Source organism: Pseudomonas citronellolis (assembly GCF_001586155.1).
Lineage (GTDB): Bacteria > Pseudomonadota > Gammaproteobacteria > Pseudomonadales > Pseudomonadaceae > Pseudomonas > Pseudomonas citronellolis.
The window spans coordinates 5475373-5495000 of sequence record NZ_CP014158.1; the positions used below are offsets into that span (position 1 = coordinate 5475373).

At 66.4% G+C, this 19628-nt stretch carries 14 protein-coding genes and 1 pseudogene; 6 read left to right on the forward strand and 9 right to left on the reverse strand.

Annotated elements, in window-relative coordinates; genetic code table 11:
• The first annotated feature begins 17 nt into the window (after nucleotides 1-17).
• Both PcP3B5_RS24015 and PcP3B5_RS24020 read left to right on the forward strand, forming a co-directional pair.
• On the forward strand, nucleotides 18-572 hold the full coding sequence (locus tag PcP3B5_RS24015; protein WP_009616318.1) for an NUDIX hydrolase: 555 nt from the start codon (nucleotides 18-20) through the stop codon (nucleotides 570-572).
• 59 nt (nucleotides 573-631) lie between these two features.
• Entirely contained in the window at nucleotides 632-1132 is a 501-nt protein-coding gene (locus PcP3B5_RS24020; RefSeq protein ID WP_009616312.1) for a L,D-transpeptidase family protein, read from the forward strand.
• Nucleotides 1133-1191: 59 nt separating this feature from the next.
• Here PcP3B5_RS24020 and PcP3B5_RS24025 read toward each other — a convergent pair.
• The 5 genes and pseudogenes from PcP3B5_RS24025 to purL all read right to left on the reverse strand — a co-directional run.
• Nucleotides 1192-2133, reverse strand: a pseudogene (locus PcP3B5_RS24025) (IS4 family transposase); the annotation flags it as partial.
• A 23-nt stretch (nucleotides 2134-2156) separates the two neighbouring features.
• Nucleotides 2157-3329 (reverse strand): IS4 family transposase, encoded by a 1173-nt coding sequence (locus tag PcP3B5_RS24030; protein ID WP_061560270.1) that lies wholly within the window; start codon nucleotides 3327-3329, stop codon nucleotides 2157-2159.
• 51 nt (nucleotides 3330-3380) lie between these two features.
• Nucleotides 3381-3833: a transposase domain-containing protein gene (locus tag PcP3B5_RS24035; RefSeq protein WP_420820137.1), complete on the reverse strand. Its 453-nt coding sequence runs from the start codon at nucleotides 3831-3833 to the stop codon at nucleotides 3381-3383.
• A gap of 93 nt (nucleotides 3834-3926) precedes the next feature.
• On the reverse strand, nucleotides 3927-4244 hold the full coding sequence (locus PcP3B5_RS24040; protein WP_043271426.1) for a YqfO family protein: 318 nt from the start codon (nucleotides 4242-4244) through the stop codon (nucleotides 3927-3929).
• 537 nt (nucleotides 4245-4781) lie between these two features.
• The gene (gene purL / locus PcP3B5_RS24045; protein ID WP_061562601.1) at nucleotides 4782-8678 is read right to left on the reverse strand and encodes a phosphoribosylformylglycinamidine synthase; all 3897 of its coding nucleotides are present in this window, start codon (nucleotides 8676-8678) and stop codon (nucleotides 4782-4784) included.
• Between the two features lie 315 nt (nucleotides 8679-8993).
• Here purL and mltF point away from each other — a divergent pair, with 315 nt between their 5' ends.
• Nucleotides 8994-10463 carry a membrane-bound lytic murein transglycosylase MltF gene (mltF, locus tag PcP3B5_RS24050; RefSeq protein WP_043271429.1) on the forward strand — a complete coding sequence of 490 codons (1470 nt, stop codon included), beginning with the start codon at nucleotides 8994-8996 and terminating at the stop codon, nucleotides 10461-10463.
• Nucleotides 10464-10820: 357 nt separating this feature from the next.
• Here the strand turns inward: mltF and tadA are convergent, their stop codons facing one another.
• A complete protein-coding gene (gene tadA, locus PcP3B5_RS24055) occupies nucleotides 10821-11339 on the reverse strand; it encodes a tRNA adenosine(34) deaminase TadA (RefSeq protein WP_043314914.1) in 519 nt (172 codons plus the stop codon).
• The gene (locus PcP3B5_RS24060) at nucleotides 11327-12718 is read right to left on the reverse strand and encodes a multicopper oxidase family protein (RefSeq protein WP_009616296.1); all 1392 of its coding nucleotides are present in this window, start codon (nucleotides 12716-12718) and stop codon (nucleotides 11327-11329) included. Before PcP3B5_RS24060 ends, tadA begins: the two co-directional genes overlap by 13 nt.
• Before the next feature lie 209 nt (nucleotides 12719-12927).
• Here PcP3B5_RS24060 and PcP3B5_RS24065 point away from each other — a divergent pair, with 209 nt between their 5' ends.
• The gene (locus PcP3B5_RS24065; protein ID WP_061562602.1) at nucleotides 12928-13713 is read left to right on the forward strand and encodes a crotonase/enoyl-CoA hydratase family protein; all 786 of its coding nucleotides are present in this window, start codon (nucleotides 12928-12930) and stop codon (nucleotides 13711-13713) included.
• 83 nt (nucleotides 13714-13796) lie between these two features.
• On the opposite strand, the gene guaA is transcribed toward PcP3B5_RS24065, so the two are convergent.
• Nucleotides 13797-15374: a glutamine-hydrolyzing GMP synthase gene (gene guaA / locus PcP3B5_RS24070; protein ID WP_043271436.1), complete on the reverse strand. Its 1578-nt coding sequence runs from the start codon at nucleotides 15372-15374 to the stop codon at nucleotides 13797-13799.
• Nucleotides 15375-15488: 114 nt separating this feature from the next.
• The gene (gene guaB, locus PcP3B5_RS24075; protein WP_009616195.1) at nucleotides 15489-16958 is read right to left on the reverse strand and encodes an IMP dehydrogenase; all 1470 of its coding nucleotides are present in this window, start codon (nucleotides 16956-16958) and stop codon (nucleotides 15489-15491) included.
• Between the two features lie 137 nt (nucleotides 16959-17095).
• Between guaB and xseA the strand changes: the two genes are divergently transcribed.
• Complete coding sequence (xseA, locus tag PcP3B5_RS24080; protein ID WP_061562603.1) at nucleotides 17096-18475, forward strand: exodeoxyribonuclease VII large subunit; 1380 nt, start codon at nucleotides 17096-17098, stop codon at nucleotides 18473-18475.
• Between the two features lie 314 nt (nucleotides 18476-18789).
• The gene (locus PcP3B5_RS24085) at nucleotides 18790-19626 is read left to right on the forward strand and encodes a M23 family metallopeptidase (RefSeq protein WP_043314909.1); all 837 of its coding nucleotides are present in this window, start codon (nucleotides 18790-18792) and stop codon (nucleotides 19624-19626) included.
• The last annotated feature ends 2 nt before the right edge of the window (nucleotides 19627-19628 follow it).

Genomic DNA, 19628 nt, shown 5'->3' on the forward strand with positions numbered 1-19628 from the left:
ATTCCCAGGGAAAGTGCATGAAATTCTGCAGTCAGTGCGGCGCCAGCGTGAGCCTGCGCATCCCCAGCGGCGACAACCGGCCGCGCTACATCTGCGACCAGTGCCATACGGTGCATTACCAGAACCCGCGCATCGTCGCCGGCTGCCTGCCGGTGTGGGAGGGGCGCATCCTCCTGTGCCGCCGCGCCATCGCCCCGCGCCAGGGCTTCTGGACGCTGCCGGCGGGCTTCATGGAGAACGGCGAGACCCTCGAGCAGGCCGCCGCCCGCGAGACGCTGGAGGAAGCCTGCGCCCGCGTGCGCCAGTTGCAGCTCTATACCCTGTTCGACCTGCCGCACATCAGCCAGGTGTACATGTTCTTCCGCGCCGAGCTGGCCGACCTGGATTTCGCCGCCGGCGAGGAAAGCCTGGAGGTGGGCCTGTTCGAGGAATCGGCGATTCCCTGGTCGGAGCTGGCTTTCCCCACCGTGGGCCGTACCTTAGAATGCTACTTCAGCGACCGGCAGAGGCAGGACTTCCCGGTGCGCAACGAGGCCATTGCACCCATGCCGGGCCACTACAAGAAGACCTGAACACTTTGCAGGGCCGTGCATCGCGGCGCTTTATCGAACATCCGGGGGATAGTCTTTCCATGCGCTGGCTGCTTGCCTTTCTGTGCCTGACCTTTGCCGCTCTATCGCAGGCCAATGCGACGCCGACCCTGGAAGGCCGCATCGACAAGGTGCTGGTGCTCAAGTCCGAGCACAAGCTGCACCTCTTGAGCAACGGCAAGATCCTCAAGAGCTACCGCATCTCCCTGGGCAAGAGCCCGCGCGGCACCAAGCTGGCCGAGGGCGACAACCGCACGCCGGAGGGCTTCTACTGGATCGACTGGCGCAAGACCAGCGACAAGTTCAACCTCTCCATGCACATCTCCTACCCCAACGCCCGCGACGTGGTGCGCGCCCGCGAGAAGGGCCTGTCGCCCGGCGGCATGATCATGATCCACGGCACCCCGCTGAGCGACGAGTACCCGGAGTGGTACTTCTCCACCCTCGACTGGACCAATGGCTGCATCGCCATGACCAACCCGGACATGCAGGAGGTCTGGAGCCTGGTCAAGGACGGCACGCTGATCGAGATCCGCCCCTGACGGTGGAACGAAAAAGGCGCCCTCGGGGTAATGCCAGTCAGTTAAGCTGACTGGCATTTTCATTTTCGTGTCGAATATTTTGCTGGTCGCTGCTTCACCGTTCTCGGGAACCAGCGATCAGGTCGCCGATGAGGTAGGACATACTGCGCCGCTGAGGCCTGCAAATCTGCCAGAAATCCTGGCAAGTTACCGGGATGGTTCAGCGACGTGCCATGCAGCAAGCCCAGGATTGCCCAACTGCAGGCGGTAAAACTCATTTCGCATGGGTATACCCCCGGGCACTGCCTCGACATCTGTACCATCTGATAACGTAACAGGTTGTAGCCCAGCAGCACGCCCCACAGTTCTTGCGCAATCATCTCCGGAGTCTTGCTTCTCAGGGTGTATTCGCCGCCCAAAAGTCCTTGCTTGATCTCCCGATAGCCCAGTTCGATTTCCCAGCGCTGACTGTAAAGATCGACGATCTCATCGCCAGGGAAACGCAGCGGATCGGTCATTGAGGTCAAGACGCTCACCACCTTTCCTTTGATCGTTTTGCTCAGCAACCTCGCTCGAATTTCCAACGGCAAGTCTGGCCATTGTTTGCGAGCCTGAGGCGATGTACGCAGAACGACCTGGGCATCATTGCGCCCAAGCTTGTGCTCTACCTCATACTGAGTGCCCTTTTTCAAAGGGATCAGCCAGTGTCGATGCTCGCCGTGCGATTGCCAGTGATGCAGCAAGCCCAACGAGTAGAAACCTTTGTCGAACAGGGTCAACGAATGATTCGGCGTGGTGGCGATCAGCTGTTCTGCCAGCTTCATTTCGCTACTGTGATAGCCCTCGAAAGTGCTGCTTATCAGTAGATGGCTGGTCAGCTCCATCTGACAGACCATCCGAACTTGAGGAAAGCTGCCGTCACCATGCTGGTTGGTCGCGCTGCCGTAGCACGCACGATTTTCTGCGGTATCAGGCGTATTCCAGACAACGCCGTCCACGCCAAGCAGCGTCAATCCCAACCACTGCCACTGCTGTCCGGCACGCCTCATGCTATTAACAGCTGCCCCTGACGCAGGTTGATCTCGCGTATTCGCTCCTGCCGTCGTCGGTAACGTTCGGCCTCCAGGCCTGGGCGCTGAAACAGCGTTGCCTGTACCTCCACCATCAGCATCCACAGGCTTTGCCGCGTTCCCGTCCTGCGTTGGTAAAGGTTCAGCAGCAAGTAGCTGATCAGCGCACAGAGAATCTGGATGCGCACGGCATTCTCGCTACGGCCCAGGAAACGCCTGACCTTCAGGTGTTGCTTGATCCATTTGAAAAACAGCTCGATCCGCCAGCGATCCCGATAGCGCTCGGCGATTTCTGCCGCCGGGCTGCTCAGGTCGTTGGTCGCCAGGCTCAGAGGCGGCTCATCGCCTGGGCGGTTCACCAGGATCCGCCGCAGGGGCTGGGTGTAGTGATTACGCCGTCGGCCACCTGGGTTGCGGTTGGAGAAGCTCACCTCTTCGTCTCGCAGGATCGTTTCCCGGTCTTGCTGGGGAACCTCGCGCTGGGCCAGGACCTTGAGCCGCACATTGGACTTGAATCGTGTGACGAAGCGGGCCTTCTGGGCATCCAGGCTCGCCCACCAGTTGAAGTCGTAATAGCCCTTGTCGAATACGTAGGTGGCCTGTGGCTCGATACCCAGCGTCCGGCCTTCGTCGATGTCGTTGACGTTGGCTGCGCTGAAGCTGCAATGCACCGGTGCTGCCGCCTGCTCGGCATACAGCACATGGACTTTCAGCCCCTGGGAGCGGGTTCGATTGGACAGCGTCCATTCGTCGAAGCCAGGGCCCTTGAGGGTGATCGTGGTGGAGTCCAGCAGGTACAGCAGTTCCTTCCCGTCACGGCGTAACTGCCGGCAGACGCCCGCCATCAGGTAGTGCGCAACCTGGGCGAAGACCTCGGTATTACGGCGTTCGTTGGCATCGGCCAGGGTGGAACGCCGGATCGGGCCCGTCCCCAGGTGATAGTGCTGATGGGGATGGCTGTTGAAGCTGGTTTCAAGCGCCCGCAGGCTGCTCACGCCGGCCAGTTGGGCATACACCATGGCGACCAGGTGATCCCAGCTGCCAAAGCGCTTGCTGTGCTTGTCGGCGCCGTGTTCGGCGACCAGTCGATCGAAGACGCCGCGAGGCAGCGCTTTTAGTACATCGTGAAAACGGCTTATCCTGAACATCTTGCGGGGGCTGTGAGGTTGAGTTGGCGCTCAACGGTTTAACCCGTGCCTTCAGCCCCCGCAAGCCCTCCAGACGCCCCCTCGAAAATATTCCGGACAGTAGTGCAACCACTGCGGATGTTTGGTTTCTTCGTGCCATCGCTGCTGGGTCAGCGTAAAGACTTCGCGTACAGCTTCGCTACCCAGCCGCTGCCGCCCTTGCACAACAGCGCTGGGCGCCACCAGCGGCCGCTTGCCCGGTAGCATGATGTCCATGTGGTTCACGACATCCCAAGCCGACATCCGGCGGAACAACGCCATGCCGATGATGCACCACACCAGGCTTTCAAGCGGAAGACGACGCTTGCGAATGGTCGAGACACCTGCAGTCTCGAAAGCCTGTTTCACGATGTCTGGATCGAGCAAAGCTCCCAGCCCCTCCAGCGCATGAGGCCGCGATGCCATTTCGTGAGTGAGGGACAGGGCTTGTGACAGGCGCATAAAAAATCCGATGCTCGTTTCCAAGCATCGGATTTTGCGGCCTGCAGACTAAAGGTCAATGTGTCAGCCTTAACTGACTGGCATTAGCCCTCGGGCGCCTTTTTCATTTTGCGGTGGCTAGAAGACCATGTCCGACAATCGCCACACCTCGAAGGCCGGCGTCTCGTAGGGGTGCGCGGCCTTCAGCGCCTTGACCGAGTCGTGGATCAGCTCGTCGGCCACCACCATCTCCACCTTCCATTCGGCCACCTGCTCGACGAGGCCGGCCGAGCCGAGGAAGGGGTTGCTGCCCTGCAGCGGGCGGAACTGGCCCTGGCCGAGCACCTGCCAGCAGCAGCTGTCGTAGGCACCGATGCGTCCTGCACCTGCGGCGAACACCGCTTTCTTCACCGTCTCCAGGTGAGTCTCGGGAACATAGAAGCAGAGTTTGTACATCGGACGCTCCGTGGCGGAAAACGGGACCGGGTGGGGAGTCGAGGAGCGAATGCTGCCATAGGTGATGGCATTTTGCCTCCAATGACTCAGCGGTCATGCTCGGCAAATATCGACAGCGCGATTGCCTTCACGTTCTGAGGGAAAATTCCCAAGATTCGTAAAACGTGATGGAGTCCAGATTCAGTCGGCATCACTTTCCGATAAAGCGCCGCCAGCGCCCAGCCCAACCTTTGGCGGGGCCCCGATTCGCCACATTTGAATGCTCGCAGGAGCAACTGTCTTGCCGGCAGCGCCGAGGCGCTCTTCGTAGGATGGGTTGAGCTTGCGATACCCATGCGGTTGCGCTGATGGGTATCGCTTCGCTCAACACCATCCTACGAAAAGCCATGCTCGCTCATACGGAGCCACCTGTAGGAGCAGGCCCTGCCTGCGATTCGCGCGCAGGGCGCGCTCCTACAGGAGGTCGGGTTCGCGAGCCCGCAACGAAAAAGGGGAAGGCCGAAGCCTTCCCCTTTTCCTGCTGCGTCAGATGCGGCCTCAGCCCACCCAGACGCGGGCGTTGCGGAACATGCGCATCCAGCCGCCGTCTTCCTGCCACTCGTCCGGGCGCCAGGAGTTCTGCACGGCGCGGAACACCCGCTCCGGGTGCGGCATCATGATGGTCACGCGGCCGTCGCGGCTGGTCAGGCCGGTGATCCCGCGGGGCGAGCCGTTGGGGTTGGCCGGGTAGGTCTCGGTGACCTTGCCGTGGTTGTCGACGAAGCGCAGCGCCACGCAGCCGGACAGGTCCGACTCGAGCAGGGCTTCCTCGCTTTCGAACTCCGCATGGCCCTCGCCGTGGGCGATGGCGATGGGCAGGCGCGAACCGGCCATGCCCTGCAGGAAGATCGACTGCGACTCCTGCACCTGGACCATGGCCACACGCGCTTCGAACTGCTCGGAGCGGTTGCGCACGAAGTGCGGCCAGAACTCGGTGCCGGGGATCAGCTCGTGCAGGTTGGACATCATCTGGCAACCGTTGCACACGCCCAGGGCGAAGCTGTCCTTGCGCTCGAAGAAGGCCTGGAAGCCGTCGCGGGCGCGGGCGTTGAACAGGATCGACTTGGCCCAGCCCTCACCGGCGCCGAGCACGTCGCCGTAGGAGAAGCCGCCGCAGGCCACCAGGCCCTTGAAGTCTTCCAGGCTGACGCGGCCGGCGAGGATGTCGCTCATGTGCACGTCCACCGCGGCGAAGCCGGCGCGGTCGAAGGCCGCGGCCATTTCCACCTGGCCGTTGACGCCCTGCTCGCGGAGGATCGCCACCTGCGGGCGCACGCCCTTCTTGATGTAGGGCGCGGCGATGTCGTCGTTGACGTCGAAGCTGAGCTTGGCGGACAGGCCGGGATTGTCCTCGGCCAGCAGGCCGTCGAACTCCTGGTCGGCGCACTCGGCGTTGTCGCGCAGGCGCTGGATCTGGTAGCTGGTTTCGCTCCAGATGCGCTGCAGCAGGCGGCGCTCGGCGCTGTACACCGGCGCGCCGTTGAAGCCCAGCTCGATGGCGTCGCCGTTGACCGGCTGGCCGATCACCGCCACGCAGTCGCCCAGGCCGGCGGCGCTGAACTGCGCCAGCACTTCCGGGGTGGCCGCTTCGCGGACCTGGATGACCGCGCCCAGCTCCTCGCTGAACAGCGCGGCATTGAGTTCCTCGCGGCTGGAAGCCAGGTCGTCGAGGCGCAGGGACAGGCCGCAGTGGCCGGCGAAGGCCATTTCCAGCACGCTGGCCAGCAGGCCGCCGTCGGAACGGTCGTGGTAGGCCAGCAGGTGGCCGTCGGCGTTGAGGCCCTGGATCACCGCAAAGAAGGCCTTGAGGTCCTCGGCGTCGTCGACGTCCGGGGCCCGCTGGCCGATCTTGCCGTAGGTCTGCGCCAGGATCGAGCCGCCCAGGCGGTTCTTGCCGCGGCCGAGGTCGATGAGGATCAGGTCGGTCTCGCCCTTGTCCAGGCGCAGCTGCGGGGTGAGGGTCTTGCGCACGTCGTTGACCGGGGCGAAGCCGGAGATGATCAGCGACATGGGCGCGGTGACGCTCTTCTCCACGCCCGCATCCTGCCAGCGGGTCTTCATGGACATGGAGTCCTTGCCCACCGGGATGGTGATGCCCAGCGCCGGGCACAGCTCCATGCCCACCGCCTTGACGGTGTCGTACAGGCGCGCGTCCTCGCCCGGGTGGCCGGCGGCGGCCATCCAGTTGGCCGACAGCTTGATGTCGGAGATCGCGCCGATGCGGGCGGCAGCCAGGTTGGTGATGGTCTCGCCGATGGCCATGCGGCCCGAGGCCGGGGCGTCGAGCAGGGCCAGCGGGGTGCGCTCGCCCATGGCCATGGCTTCGCCGGTGTAGACGTCGAAGCTGGTGGCGGTGACGGCGCAGTCGGCCACCGGCACCTGCCAGGGGCCGACGAACTGGTCGCGGGCCACCAGGCCGGTGATGGTGCGGTCGCCGATGGTGATCAGGAAGCTCTTGCTGGCCACGGCCGGGTGGCGCAGCACGCGCTCGGTGGCCTCGCCCAGGTCCAGGGCGGCGGCGCTGAAGTCATCGCCGATCTCGGCTTCGCGGGCGACCGAGCGGTGCATGCGCGGCGGCTTGCCGAGCAGCACGTCGAGCGGCATGTCCACCGGCTTGTTGCCGAAGTGGCTGTCGGCGACGGTCAGGTGCTTCTCCTCGGTGGCTTCGCCGACCACGGCGAACGGGCAGCGCTCGCGCTCGCAGATGGCCTTGAAGGTCTCGAAGTCGGCGGCGTCGACGGACAGGACGTAGCGCTCCTGGGACTCGTTGCACCAGATTTCCAGCGGGCTCATGCCCGGCTCGTCGTTGGGCACCGCGCGCAGTTCGAAGCGGCCGCCGCGGCCGCCGTCGTTGATCAGTTCCGGCAGGGCGTTGGAGATGCCGCCGGCGCCGACGTCGTGGATGAACTTGATCGGGTTGTTCGCGCCCAGCTGCCAGCAGCGGTCGATGACCTCCTGGCAGCGGCGTTCCATTTCCGGGTTCTCGCGCTGCACCGAGGCGAAGTCCAGGTCGGCGGCGGAAGCGCCGGTGGCCATGGACGAGGCCGCGCCGCCGCCCAGGCCGATGAGCATGGCCGGGCCGCCGAGCACGATGAGCTTGGCGCCGACGCTGATCTCGCCCTTCTGCACGTGGTCTTCGCGGATGTTGCCCAGGCCGCCGGCGATCATGATCGGCTTGTGGTAGCCGCGCACTTCCTCGCCGCGCGGGGTCGCCACGGCCTGCTCGAAGGTACGGAAGTAGCCGGTCAGGTTGGGACGGCCGAATTCGTTGTTGAACGCGGCGCCGCCCAGCGGGCCTTCGATCATGATGTCCAGCGCGGTGACGATGCGCTCGGGCTTGCCGTAGGGCACTTCCCAGGGCTGCTCGAAACCGGGGATGTTCAGGTTGGAGACGGTGAAGCCGACCAGGCCGGCCTTGGGCTTGGCGCCGCGGCCGGTGGCGCCCTCGTCGCGGATTTCGCCGCCGGAGCCGGTGGAGGCGCCGGGGAACGGGGCGATGGCGGTCGGGTGGTTGTGCGTCTCGACCTTCATCAGGATGTGCACCGGCTCTTCGCTGGCGCCGTACTGGCGGGTCTCGGGGTTGGGGTAGAAGCGCCCGGCGACCGAGCCCACCATCACCGCGGCGTTGTCCTTGTACGCGGACAGCACGCCTTCGCGGTGCATTTCATAGGTGTTCTTGATCATGCCGAACAGGCTCTTGTCCTGGGCCTGGCCGTCGATGTCCCAACTGGCGTTGAAGATCTTGTGGCGGCAGTGCTCGGAGTTGGCCTGGGCGAACATCATCAGCTCGACGTCGTGGGGGTTGCGGCCCAGCTCGACGAAGCTCTTCACCAGGTAGTCGATCTCGTCCTCGGCCAGGGCCAGGCCCAGCTCCAGGTTGGCCTTCTCCAGCGCGGCGCGGCCGCCGCCGAGGATGTCGACCACGGTCAGCGGCTTGGGCTGGGCATGGCTGAACAGGCCGGCGGCCTCTTCCATCTGGTTCAGCACCAGTTGCGTCATGCGGTCGTGCAGGCGCGCGGCGACTTGCGCGGCGTCGGCCTCGGACAGCTCGCCGGCGACGTAGTAGGCGATGCCGCGCTCGATGCGCTCGAGCTTCGCCAGGCCGCAGTTGTGAGCGATGTCGGTGGCCTTGCTGGACCACGGCGAGATGGTGCCGAAGCGCGGCACCACCAGGAACAGGCGGCCCTTGGGCTCCTGCACCGGCACGCTCGGGCCGTACTTGAGCAGCCGTCCGAGCACCTGTTCCTCATCGGCGGTCAGCACGCCACTGACCTCGGCGAAATGCGCAAACTCGGCGTACAGCCCGGTGACAGCGGGTACCTGCCGGGTCAGCAGGTCGAGCAGTTTGCCGTGGCGGAAGGCGGAAAGGGCGGGAGCGCCGCGCAGGATCAGCATTGTCGGAACAGCCTCTGGAGACAGGGGAATTCGCAGGGCCGGGAGGGCCGGCCCGCAGAGGCCGTGCATTCTACCGTAAAGCATGCCCCGGCGGCACCTGCAGCTCGGCCGACGGCAAGGGCTTTCTGCCATTGGGCGGGGGAGCGGCGCCATTCATCTTCGAACGCTTTCGAGCAGGCCCGGCGCACGCACGCGCCAGGCGCGCCTGCGCGCCCCTGAGCGGCGTCTGGCCCGGCCCCTGAAATGAAGCCGCTAGCAGAGATACCCCCGGCTGTCCAGATATTGGGCTCCGCGACCTTGGCGTATACTGCGCCGATGTTTGCCCTGAACCCGTCCCGCGTGCGCTCCGCCGTATGGATCCTGGCGACCTGTATCTTTCTGCTGCTCTCCGGCTGTAGCGAGGCGAAAGCCCCCACGGCCCTGGAGCGGGTACAGAAGGACGGAGTGCTGCGGGTGATAACCCGCAACAGCCCGGCCACCTACTTCCAGGATCGCAACGGCGAGACCGGCTTCGAATACGAGCTGGCCAAGCGCTTCGCCGATCACCTGGGGGTGAAGCTGCAGATGGAGACCGCCGACAACCTCGACGACCTCTACAGCAAGCTCGGCCAATCCGGCGGCCCCGACCTGGCCGCCGCCGGCCTCACCCCCGGCGGCGAGCGGGAGACCTCCGTACGCTTCTCGCACTCCTACCTGGACGTCACTCCCCAGGTCGTCTACCGCAATGGCGACCCGCGCCCCACCCGCCCGGACGACCTGGTCGGCAAGCGCATCGTGGTGCTCAAGGGCAGCAGCCACGCCATGCAGCTGGCCGAGCTGAAGAAGAAGTACCCGAAGCTGGAGTACAAGGAATCCGACGCCGACGAGATGGTCGACCTGCTGCGCATGGTGGACGTCGGCGACATCGACCTGACGCTGATCGACTCCAACGAGCTGGCGATGAACCAGGTCTACTTCCCCAACGTGCGCGTGGCCTTCGACTTCGGCGACGCCCGCGGCCTGGCCTGGGCCTTGCCCGGCGGGACGGACGACAGCCTGTACGCCGAGGTCAACAAGTTCCTCGACAAGGTCAAGCAGGACGGCACCCTGCAGCACCTGAAGGACCGCTACTACGGCCACGTCGACGTGCTCGGCTACGTCGGCGCCTACACCTTCGCCCAGCACCTGCAGCAGCGCCTGCCGCGCTACGAAACGCACTTCAAGCAGATCGCCCAGACGCTGAAGATGGACTGGCGCCTGCTTGCCGCCATCGGCTACCAGGAATCCATGTGGCAGCCCGACGCCACCTCCAAGACCGGCGTGCGCGGCCTGATGATGCTGACCAACCGCACCGCCCAGGCCATGGGCGTGTCCAACCGTCTAGACGCCAAGCAGAGCATCCAGGGCGGCGGCAAGTACTTCGACCAGATCCGCGACGAGCTGCCGGACAGCATCAAGGAGCCGGACCGCAGCTGGTTCGCCCTGGCCTCCTACAACATCGGCAGCGCCCACCTCGACGACGCCCGCAAGCTGGCCCAGCAGGAAGGCCTGAACCCGGACAAGTGGCTGGACGTGAAGAAGATGCTGCCGCGCCTGTCGCAGAAGCAGTGGTTCCGCAAGACCCGCTACGGCTACGCCCGCGGCGGCGAGACCGTGCATTTCGTGCAGAACGTGCGGCGCTACTACGACATCCTCACCTGGGTGACCCAGCCGCAGCTCGAGGGTGGCCAACTGGCCGAAAGCGGCCTGCACCTGCCGGGGGTGAACAAGACCCGGCCCAGCGAAGAGCCTGACGAGAAGCTCTGAAGCGCAGAGCCTCTGCGGACGGAGTCCGCCACGAGGAAACTCCATGCCCCACGACAACTGTAGGAGCGGGCCCTGCCCGCGATTTCGCGCGCAGGGCGCGCTCCTACATGGGAATGGCGCGAGTGGGGCAGCGCGTAGGAGCGGATCTCATCCGCGAATCGCGCCGGAGCCTCCGGCAAACACAACACCCGTAGGATGGTGTTGAGCGAAGCGATACCCATCACCATGATCCGATGGGTATCGCAAGCTCAACCCATCCTACGAAAAGCGCCTCGGCGCTCCGCCGGCAAGACAGTTTTCAGGAATGCACTATCGCAGGAGCAGACTCCGTCCGCGATTCGCGTAGGACGCCGCGCCCTATCCCTTGCGCCGCGCCTTAAAAAAGGCCGACAGCATCGCACTGCACTCCTCCGCCAGCACCCCGCCCTCCACCAACACCTTGTGGTTGAGGAACTCCTGGGCAAAGAACTCCCCCCGGCTGACCACCACCCCCGACTTGGGCTCGGTGGCGGCATAGACCAGGCGCTGGATGCGCGCGTGCACCAGCAGGCCGGCGCACATGCTGCAGGGCTCCAGGGTGACGTAGAGGGTGCTGCCGGGCAGGCGGTAGTTGCCGGCCGCCGCCGCGGCTTCGCGGATGGCGACCATCTCGGCGTGAGCGCTGGGGTCGTGGGCGGTGATCGGCTGGTTGAAGCCACGGCCGACGACCTGGCCCTCCAGCACCAGCACCGCGCCCACCGGCACCTCGCCCAGGGCCGCGCCCTGCTCGGCCAGGGCCATGGCCTCGCGCATGAATTCGCGGTCGCGGCTGCGGTCGATCACCGGGGCCAGCCCCTTCACCGTCGGGTGGCCCTTGCTGTTGGTCAGCCGCACCAGGCGTCACCCACGGCGATGGTGCCCATCAGGCCGGTCTCCATATGATCGATGACGTGGCAGTGGAACATCCACAGGCCGGGGTTGTCCGCCACCAGCGCCACCTTCGCGCTCTCGTTCTTGCCCAGCAGGTAGGTATCACTGTAGTACGGGATGATCTTGCGGCGGTTGGACGCCAGCACCTTGAAGGTCATGCCGTGCAGGTGGATCGGGTGCTGGTACTGCGTCAGGTTGCGCAGGGTGAAGATGTAGCTCTTGCCCAGCTCCAGCTTGGCCAGCGGCGGCGCGTTGTGCTTGTGCTCCTCGCCGCCCTGCCAGGCCACGCCGTTGATCTGCCACAGCGACGGGGTCGCCTGGCCCTTGGAGTAGTCGGTCATGGCGCCCACCCACTCGAACTTGAAGTCGATGGTCTCGGCCTTGTCCAGGTCCGGCTCGCTCACCGGGTTGTGCGGCAGCGCCGGCGGCCATTCGGCGGAACCACCCTGCAGCGGCGCCACGCCGCGCACCGTGCCCAGGCGCACCACGCCGTCGCGCAGGGACAGCTCCTGGCCCTCGGCCGGGCCGCGGATGGCCAGCTCCAGGCGCATGCCCGGGCCGATCCAGTATTGCTCGTCGAGGTCCCGCGGCTCCACCGGGTGGCCGTCGATGGCGTAGATCTTCGCCTCGCTGCCCGGCAGGTTGAGCCGGTAGGTCACGGTGTTGTCGATGTTGAGGATGCGCACGCGGGTCACCTGGCCGGCGGGCAGCTCGATCACCGGCACGTGCTCGCCGTTGATGGTCGACAGGCTGCCGCGGGTGCCCTCGCGGGCGGCTTCGCGCGGCACGCTGAAGGCGGTGAAGGCGCCCTGCTCGTCCACGTGCCAGGTCTTCAGGCAGAGGATTTTCTCGTGACTGAAGCCGCTGGGCTCGCGCTCGTCGATGATCAGCGGGCCGACCAGGCCGCGGCCCAGCTGCTCGCTGCTCATCAGGTGCGGGTGGTACCAGTAGCTGCCGGCGTCGGGGGTCTTGAACAGGTAGACGAAGCTCTGCCCCGGCTGCACCGGCGGCTGCGAGATGTAGGGCACGCCGTCCATCTCGATGGGCAGGCGGATACCGTGCCAGTGGATGGTGGTCGGCTGGTCCAGTTTGTTGGTGAAGCGCACGCGCAGCCAGTCGCCCTGGCGGGCGCGGATCTCGAAGCCGGGGAAGCGGTTGCCGTAGAGCAGCGCCGGGGTCTTGTGCCCGGGCACCAGCTCCAGGTCCATGGGCGCGGCGATCAGTTCGTAGTCGTGCTCCGCGGTCACCTGCGGGCGCGCCAGCCATAGACGCGCGCCGCCGGCGCCGAGGCCGACCACGGCGAGGCCGGCGATGCCACCCAGTACCTGTCTGCGGGTAAAGCTCATGTCTCCCCCAACCCCTGCGGGTATCTCGCAAATGCAAGATTTTCTCATTTTCCCGGTGGCAAGGCGAGCGCGAAGACGGCGCGCGATGTCGCATCCCGGGCGGCCCCAGCAAATGCCTGACAGACATGGACAGCGGCGCCGCGGAAGGCTATCTGGATAACTTCGCTTCCACGGCGGCACGCCGCCATTGACGACGAGAGAGACGAGGCATGAGCCAGAAACTGAAGGTGGAACGCAAGGGCCATGTGCTCTGCATCGGGCTGAACCGCCCGGAGAAGTACAACGCCATGGACGTGGAGCTGTACCTGGCACTGGCCGACGCCTACGGTGAACTGCAAGGCGACGACGAACTGCGCTGCGGCCTGCTCTACGGCGAAGGCCAGCACTTCTGCGCCGGCCTGGAGCTGGACAAGTGGGGCCCGCAGTTCACCAGCGGCCGCTTCCCCGAACTGCCTCCAGGCGCCTGCGACCCCTTCGGCCTGGACCCGGCGCGGCGGGTGGCCAAGCCGATCGTGGTCGCCGCCCGCGGCGTCTGCTTCACCGCCGCCCTGGAACTGATGCTGGCCGCCGACGTGCGCGTCGCCGCGGAAGATGCCCGCTTCGGCCAGATCGAGGTCAAGCGCGGCATCTATGCCGTGGGCGGCGCGACCATCCGCTTCGTGCAGAACATCGGCTGGGGCAACACCATGCGCTACCTGTTCACCGGCGACGAATTCGACGCCCGGGAAGCCCAGCGCATGGGCCTGGTGCAGGAAGTGACGGCCCCCGGCGAGGAATTCGCCACAGCCCTGGCCATAGCCGAACGCATCGCCCGCCAGGCCCCGCTGGGCGTGCGCGCCACCCTGGCCAGCGCGCGCCTGGCCCTGGCCGAAGGCGAGACGGAAGCCGCCCGCCGCCTGCTGCCGGACCTGCAACCGCTGATGGGCAGCGACGACGTCAAGGAAGGCGTGGCCTCCTTCCTCGAACGCCGCGAGGCGAACTTCGTCGGCCGCTGAAACGACGACGGGGCGGCGTGGATGACCACGACCGCCCCGTCTTCCAGTTGCCGGCGCCGCTCAGCGGCGCCGGCGTGCTGGGATCACTCCCACTCGATGGTCGCCGGCGGCTTGCTCGACACGTCGTAGGTGACGCGGGAGATGCCTTCGATCTCGTTGATGATGCGGTTGCTGACCTTCTCCAGCAGCTCGTAGGGCAGGTGCGCCCAGCGTGCGGTCATGAAGTCGATGGTTTCCACCGCGCGCAGGGCCACGACCCAGGCGTAACGGCGGCCGTCGCCGACCACGCCGACGGATTTCACCGGCTGGAACACCACGAAGGCCTGGCTGGTCTTGTGGTACCAGTCGAAGTTGCGCAGCTCTTCGATGAAGATGTGGTCGGCGCGGCGCAGCAGGTCGGCGTATTCCTTCTTCACTTCGCCGAGGATGCGCACGCCCAGGCCCGGGCCGGGGAACGGGTGGCGGTAGACCATGTCGTAGGGCAGGCCCAGTTCCAGGCCGATCTTGCGCACTTCGTCCTTGAACAGCTCGCGCAGCGGCTCGACCAGTTCGAACTGCATATCTTCGGGCAGGCCGCCGACGTTGTGGTGCGACTTGATCACGTGGGCCTTGCCGGTCTTGGCGCCGGCCGACTCGATCACGTCGGGGTAGATGGTGCCCTGGGCGAGGAACTTCACGTCCTGCAGCTTGGTGGCTTCCTCATCGAAGACCTCGATGAAGGTGCGGCCGATGATCTTGCGCTTCTCTTCCGGGTCGGCGACGCCGGCCAGGCGGCCGAGGAACTTGTCTTCGGCGTTGGCGCGGATCACCTTGACGCCCATGTTCTCGGCGAACATGGCCATCACCTGGTCGCCCTCGTGCAGGCGCAGCAGACCGTTGTCGACGAACACGCAGGTCAGCTGGTCGCCGATGGCCTTGTGCAGCAGGGCCGCGACCACCGAGGAGTCGACGCCGCCGGACAGGCCCAGCAGCACCTTGGCGTTGCCCACCTGGGCGCGCACGGTGGCGATGGCGTCGTTGACGATGTTCGACGGCGTCCACAGGGCTTCGCAGCCGCAGATGTCCAGCACGAAGCGCGAGAGGATGCGGCCGCCCTGCTTGGTGTGGGTCACTTCCGGGTGGAACTGCACGCCGTAGTAGCCGCGGGCGTCGTCGGCCATGGCGGCGATCGGGCAGCTCGGGGTGCTGGCGAGGATGTGGAAGCCCTCGGGGATGTCGGTGACCTTGTCGCCGTGGCTCATCCACACGTCGAGGCCGAGCACGCCGTCTTCATCGACGTGGTCTTCGATGCCGTCCAGCAGGCGCGCCTTGCCGACCACGTCGACGCGGGCGTAGCCGAACTCGCGCAGGTCCGAACCCTGCACCTTGCCGCCCAGCTGCTCGGCCATGGTCTGCATGCCGTAGCAGATGCCGAACAGCGGCACGTTCAGGTCGAACACCGCCTTGGGCGCGCGCGGGCTGTCCAGCTCGTGCACCGACTCCGGGCCGCCGGCCAGGATGATGCCGCGCGGGGCGAAGGCGCGGATGTCGTCGTCGCTCATGTCGAACGGGTGGATTTCGCAGTACACGCCGATCTCGCGCACGCGGCGGGCGATCAGCTGGGTGTACTGGGAACCGAAGTCGAGGATCAGGATCCGGTGAGCGTGAATGTCTTGGGACATGGGCTTTCCTTCGGAATAGCTGGAAGCTGAAAGCCAGAAGCTGGAAGCAGAGACCGGAATTCAACTTCCAGCTTCTGGCTTCCAGCTTCCAGCGCCAATTCGATTGCGACCCGATCAACCTACACGGTAGTTCGGGGCCTCTTTGGTGATCTGCACGTCATGCACGTGGGATTCGGCCATGCCGGCGCCGGTGATGCGCACGAACTGCGGCCGGGTGCGCATGTCCTGGATGTCGGCGCTGCCGGTGTAGCCCATGGCGGCGCGCAGGCCGCCCATCAGCTGGTGGACGATGGCGGTCAGCTGGCCCTTGTACGGGACGCGGCCTTCGATGCCCTCGGGGACCAGCTTCTCGGCGCCGGCGGAGGCGTCCTGGAAGTAGCGGTCGGAGGAGCCGGTGGCGCCGGCCATCGCACCCAGGGAGCCCATGCCGCGGTAGGACTTGTAGGAACGGCCCTGGAACAGCTCGATCTCGCCCGGAGCCTCTTCGGTGCCGGCGAACATGGAGCCCATCATCACGCAGTAGGCGCCAGCCACCATGGCCTTGGCCAGGTCGCCGGAGAAGCGGATGCCGCCGTCGGCGATCAGCGGGACGCCGGTGCCTTCGAGGGCGGCGGCGACGTTGGCGATGGCCGAGATCTGCGGCACGCCGACGCCGGCGACGATGCGGGTGGTGCAGATGGAGCCCGGGCCGATGCCGACCTTGACCGCGTCGGCGCCGGCGTCGGCCAGGGCCTTGGCGGCTTCGCCGGTGGCGATGTTGCCGCCGATCACCTGGACCTGCGGGAAGGTTTCCTTCACCCAGCGCACGCGGTCGATCACGCCCTTGGAGTGGCCGTGGGCGGTGTCCACCACCACTACGTCGACGCCGGCAGCGACCAGCGCGGCGACGCGCTCGGCGGTATCGGCGCCCGTGCCGACGGCGGCGCCGACGCGCAGGCGGCCCTGCTCGTCCTTGGAGGCCAGCGGGTAGGTCTTGGCCTTCTCGATGTCACGGAAGGTGACCAGGCCGGTGAGGCGGAACTGTTCGTCGACCACCAGCATCTTCTCGATGCGGTTCTCGTACAGCTTGGCCTTGATCTCTTCCAGGGCGGTGCCTTCGCGGGCGGTGATCAGCTTGTCCTTGGGCGTCATGATCGCCGCCACGCTGTCGCCAACGTTCGGCTTCACGCGCAGGTCGCGGCCGGTGACGATGCCCACCAGCTCGCCCTCTTCCACCACCGGGAAGCCGGAGAAGCCGTATTCGCGGGCGATCTGCAGCAGCTCGATGATCTTGGTCGAGGGCGTCACGGTGACCGGGTCGCGAACGATGGCGGTCTCGTGCTTCTTGACCTTGCGCACCTCGGCAGCCTGCTGCTCGATGCCCATGTTCTTGTGGATGATGCCGATACCGCCTTCCTGCGCCATGGCGATCGCCAGGCGGGATTCGGTCACGGTATCCATGGCGGCGGACACCAGCGGGATGTTCAGTTCGATGCCCCGGGTCAGGCGAGTCTTCAGACTCACGTCCTTGGGCAGGACCTCGGAGTAACCGGGGATGAGGAGGACGTCGTCGAACGTCAGGGCTTCTTGGCTGATGCGCAGCATGGCGAGGGCTCCCACACGGGAAAATGGAAGCGCGGCATTATACCCCAGCTTCACGCTCGGGCTCAACGCGCCCGACCGCTGGATTCGCGGGTTTCGCGCTGGCCCTCGGCAAGGCCCCGGGCTTATCATCCAGCGCCATGCTCAATGACCCTTTTCAACGGCTGGGCCTCGACCGCGAGGTGCTGACCGTCAGCCAGCTCAACCAGCGCGCCCGCCAGCTCCTAGAGGACGTGTTCCCGCAGGTGTGGGTGGAAGGCGAGATATCCAACCTCGCCCGCCCCGCCTCCGGGCACATCTATTTCACCTTGAAGGACGGCAACGCCCAGGTGCGCTGCGCGCTGTTCCGCCAGCACGCCCTGCGGGTGCGCCAGGCCCTGCGCGACGGCCTGGCGGTCAAGGTGCGCGGCAAGGTCTCGCTGTTCGAGGGCCGCGGCGACTACCAGCTGATCGCCGACGCCGTCGAGCCGGCCGGTGATGGCGCCCTGCGCCTGGCCTTCGAGGCGCTGAAGCAGAAGCTCGCCGCCGAGGGCCTGTTCGCCGCCGAGCGCAAGCGGCCGCTGCCGGCCCATCCGCGGCGCATCGGCATCGTCAGTTCGCCCACCGGCGCGGTGATCCGCGACATTATCAGTGTGTTCCGCCGCCGCGCACCCCAGGTCGAGCTGACCCTGGTGCCCACCGCGGTGCAGGGCCGCGAGGCCACCGCGCAGATCGTCCGCGCCCTGAAGCTGGCCGATGCGCGCGGCTTCGACGCCATCATCCTGGCCCGCGGCGGCGGCTCGCTGGAGGACCTCTGGTGCTTCAACGAGGAAGTCGTGGCCCGCGCCATCGCCGCCTGCGCCACCCCGGTGGTCAGCGCCGTGGGACACGAGACCGACGTTTCCATCAGCGATTTCGTCGCCGACGTCCGCGCGCCCACGCCCTCGGCCGCCGCCGAGTTGCTGGCGCCGCACGCCGGCGACCTGCAGCAGCGCCTGGACGGCCTGCGCCGCCGGCTGATCCTGCGCATCCAGGACCGTCTGACCCGCGAGCGCCTGCGCCTGGAAGGCACCGCCCGGCGCCTGCGCCACCCCGGCGAGCGCCTGCGCCAGCAGGCCCAGCGCCTGGACGACCTGGACATGCGCCTGCGCCGCGCCTTCGAGCGCCAGCTGCAGGTGCGCCAGGAACGCATCGGCCGCCTGCAGACGCGCCTGCAGGCACAGCACCCGGACCGGGCCCTGGCGCTGCTGCGGCAGAAGCTCGACAGCCTGGCCGCGCGCCTGCCCCACGCCACCCGGGCGATCCTCCGCGAACGCCGCCAGCGCCTCGACGGCCTGGCCCAGAGCCTGCACATCGTCAGCCCGCTGGCGACCCTCGGGCGCGGCTACAGCATCCTCCTCGACGAACGCGGCCAGGCCATCCGCCGCGCCGCCCAGGCCCAGCCCGGCCAGCGCCTGACCGCAAAACTGGGCGAAGGCCAACTGGAAGTGCGGGTGGAAGACAACCACCAGGCCCCGATCACCCTCTCGCTGCTGGACTGACCTGGGCATTGGTCGAAATCGCGGACGGAGTCCGCTCCTACGTTTCCAGGGAAACACGGCTCTTCGTAGGATGGGTTGAGCGAAGCGATACCCATCACCACGACCGCATGGGTTTCGCAGGCTCAACCCATCCTACGAAGAGCCCTCCGGCGCAAGATTGCCCGTAGGATGGCGTTGAGCGAAGTGATACCCATCACCCCGGCGCAGTCGGCAAGATAATTGCGCCTACACACAGGACGAATAACCGCCAACGGTTACACCGCCGGGGTTCATGCCATGTAGACTGCCGGCTTTACCGGATTTACGGAAAGCCCATGTTCCGCGTCTTCTGCCTGCTGTTCGCCACCCTTCTCGCCCTGCCCTCCCATGCCGAGGGCTTCATCAGCCGCACCCTGAACAAGCCAGTGCCCGGCGGCGTCGCCGTGGTCCAGCTGGGCAGCGCGGGGCCGGCGCCGAGCGCCAGCTACCAGGGCAAGCCGGTGCTGGTGGTGCGCGAGGAAGGCCGCGACTGGATCGCAGTGGTCGGCATCCCGCTCAGCGTCAAGCCGGGCCAGCAACAACTGCAGGTGAAGCAGGCCGGCGCCAACCGCAGCCTGCCGTTCCAGGTCGGCAGCAAGCACTACCGCGAGCAGCGCATCACCCTGAAGAACACCCGCCAGGTCAACCCGCTGCCCGAGGACCTCAAGCGCATCAACCGCGAGCTGGCCGAGCAGACCGCCGCCTACCGCAGTTTCAGCCCCGGCACGCCGAGCAACCTGGTGCTGGACAAGCCGGTCAACGGCCCGCTCTCCAGCCCCTTCGGCCTGCGCCGTTTCTTCAATGGCGAGGAACGCAACCCGCACTCCGGGCTGGACTTCGCGGTGCCCGCCGGCACGCCGATCAAGGCCCCGGCGGCGGGCAAGGTGATCCTGATCGGCAACTACTTCTTCAACGGCAACACCGTGTTCGTCGACCATGGCCAGGGCTTCATCAGCATGTTCTGCCATATGTCGAAGATCGACGTGAAACTCGGCGATCAGGTGCCGCGCGGCGGCGTGGTCGGCCGCGTCGGCGCCACCGGCCGGGCCACCGGGCCGCACATGCACTGGAACGTCAGCCTCAACGACGCCCGCGTCGATCCGGCGATCTTCATCGGCGCCTTCAAGCCGTAAGC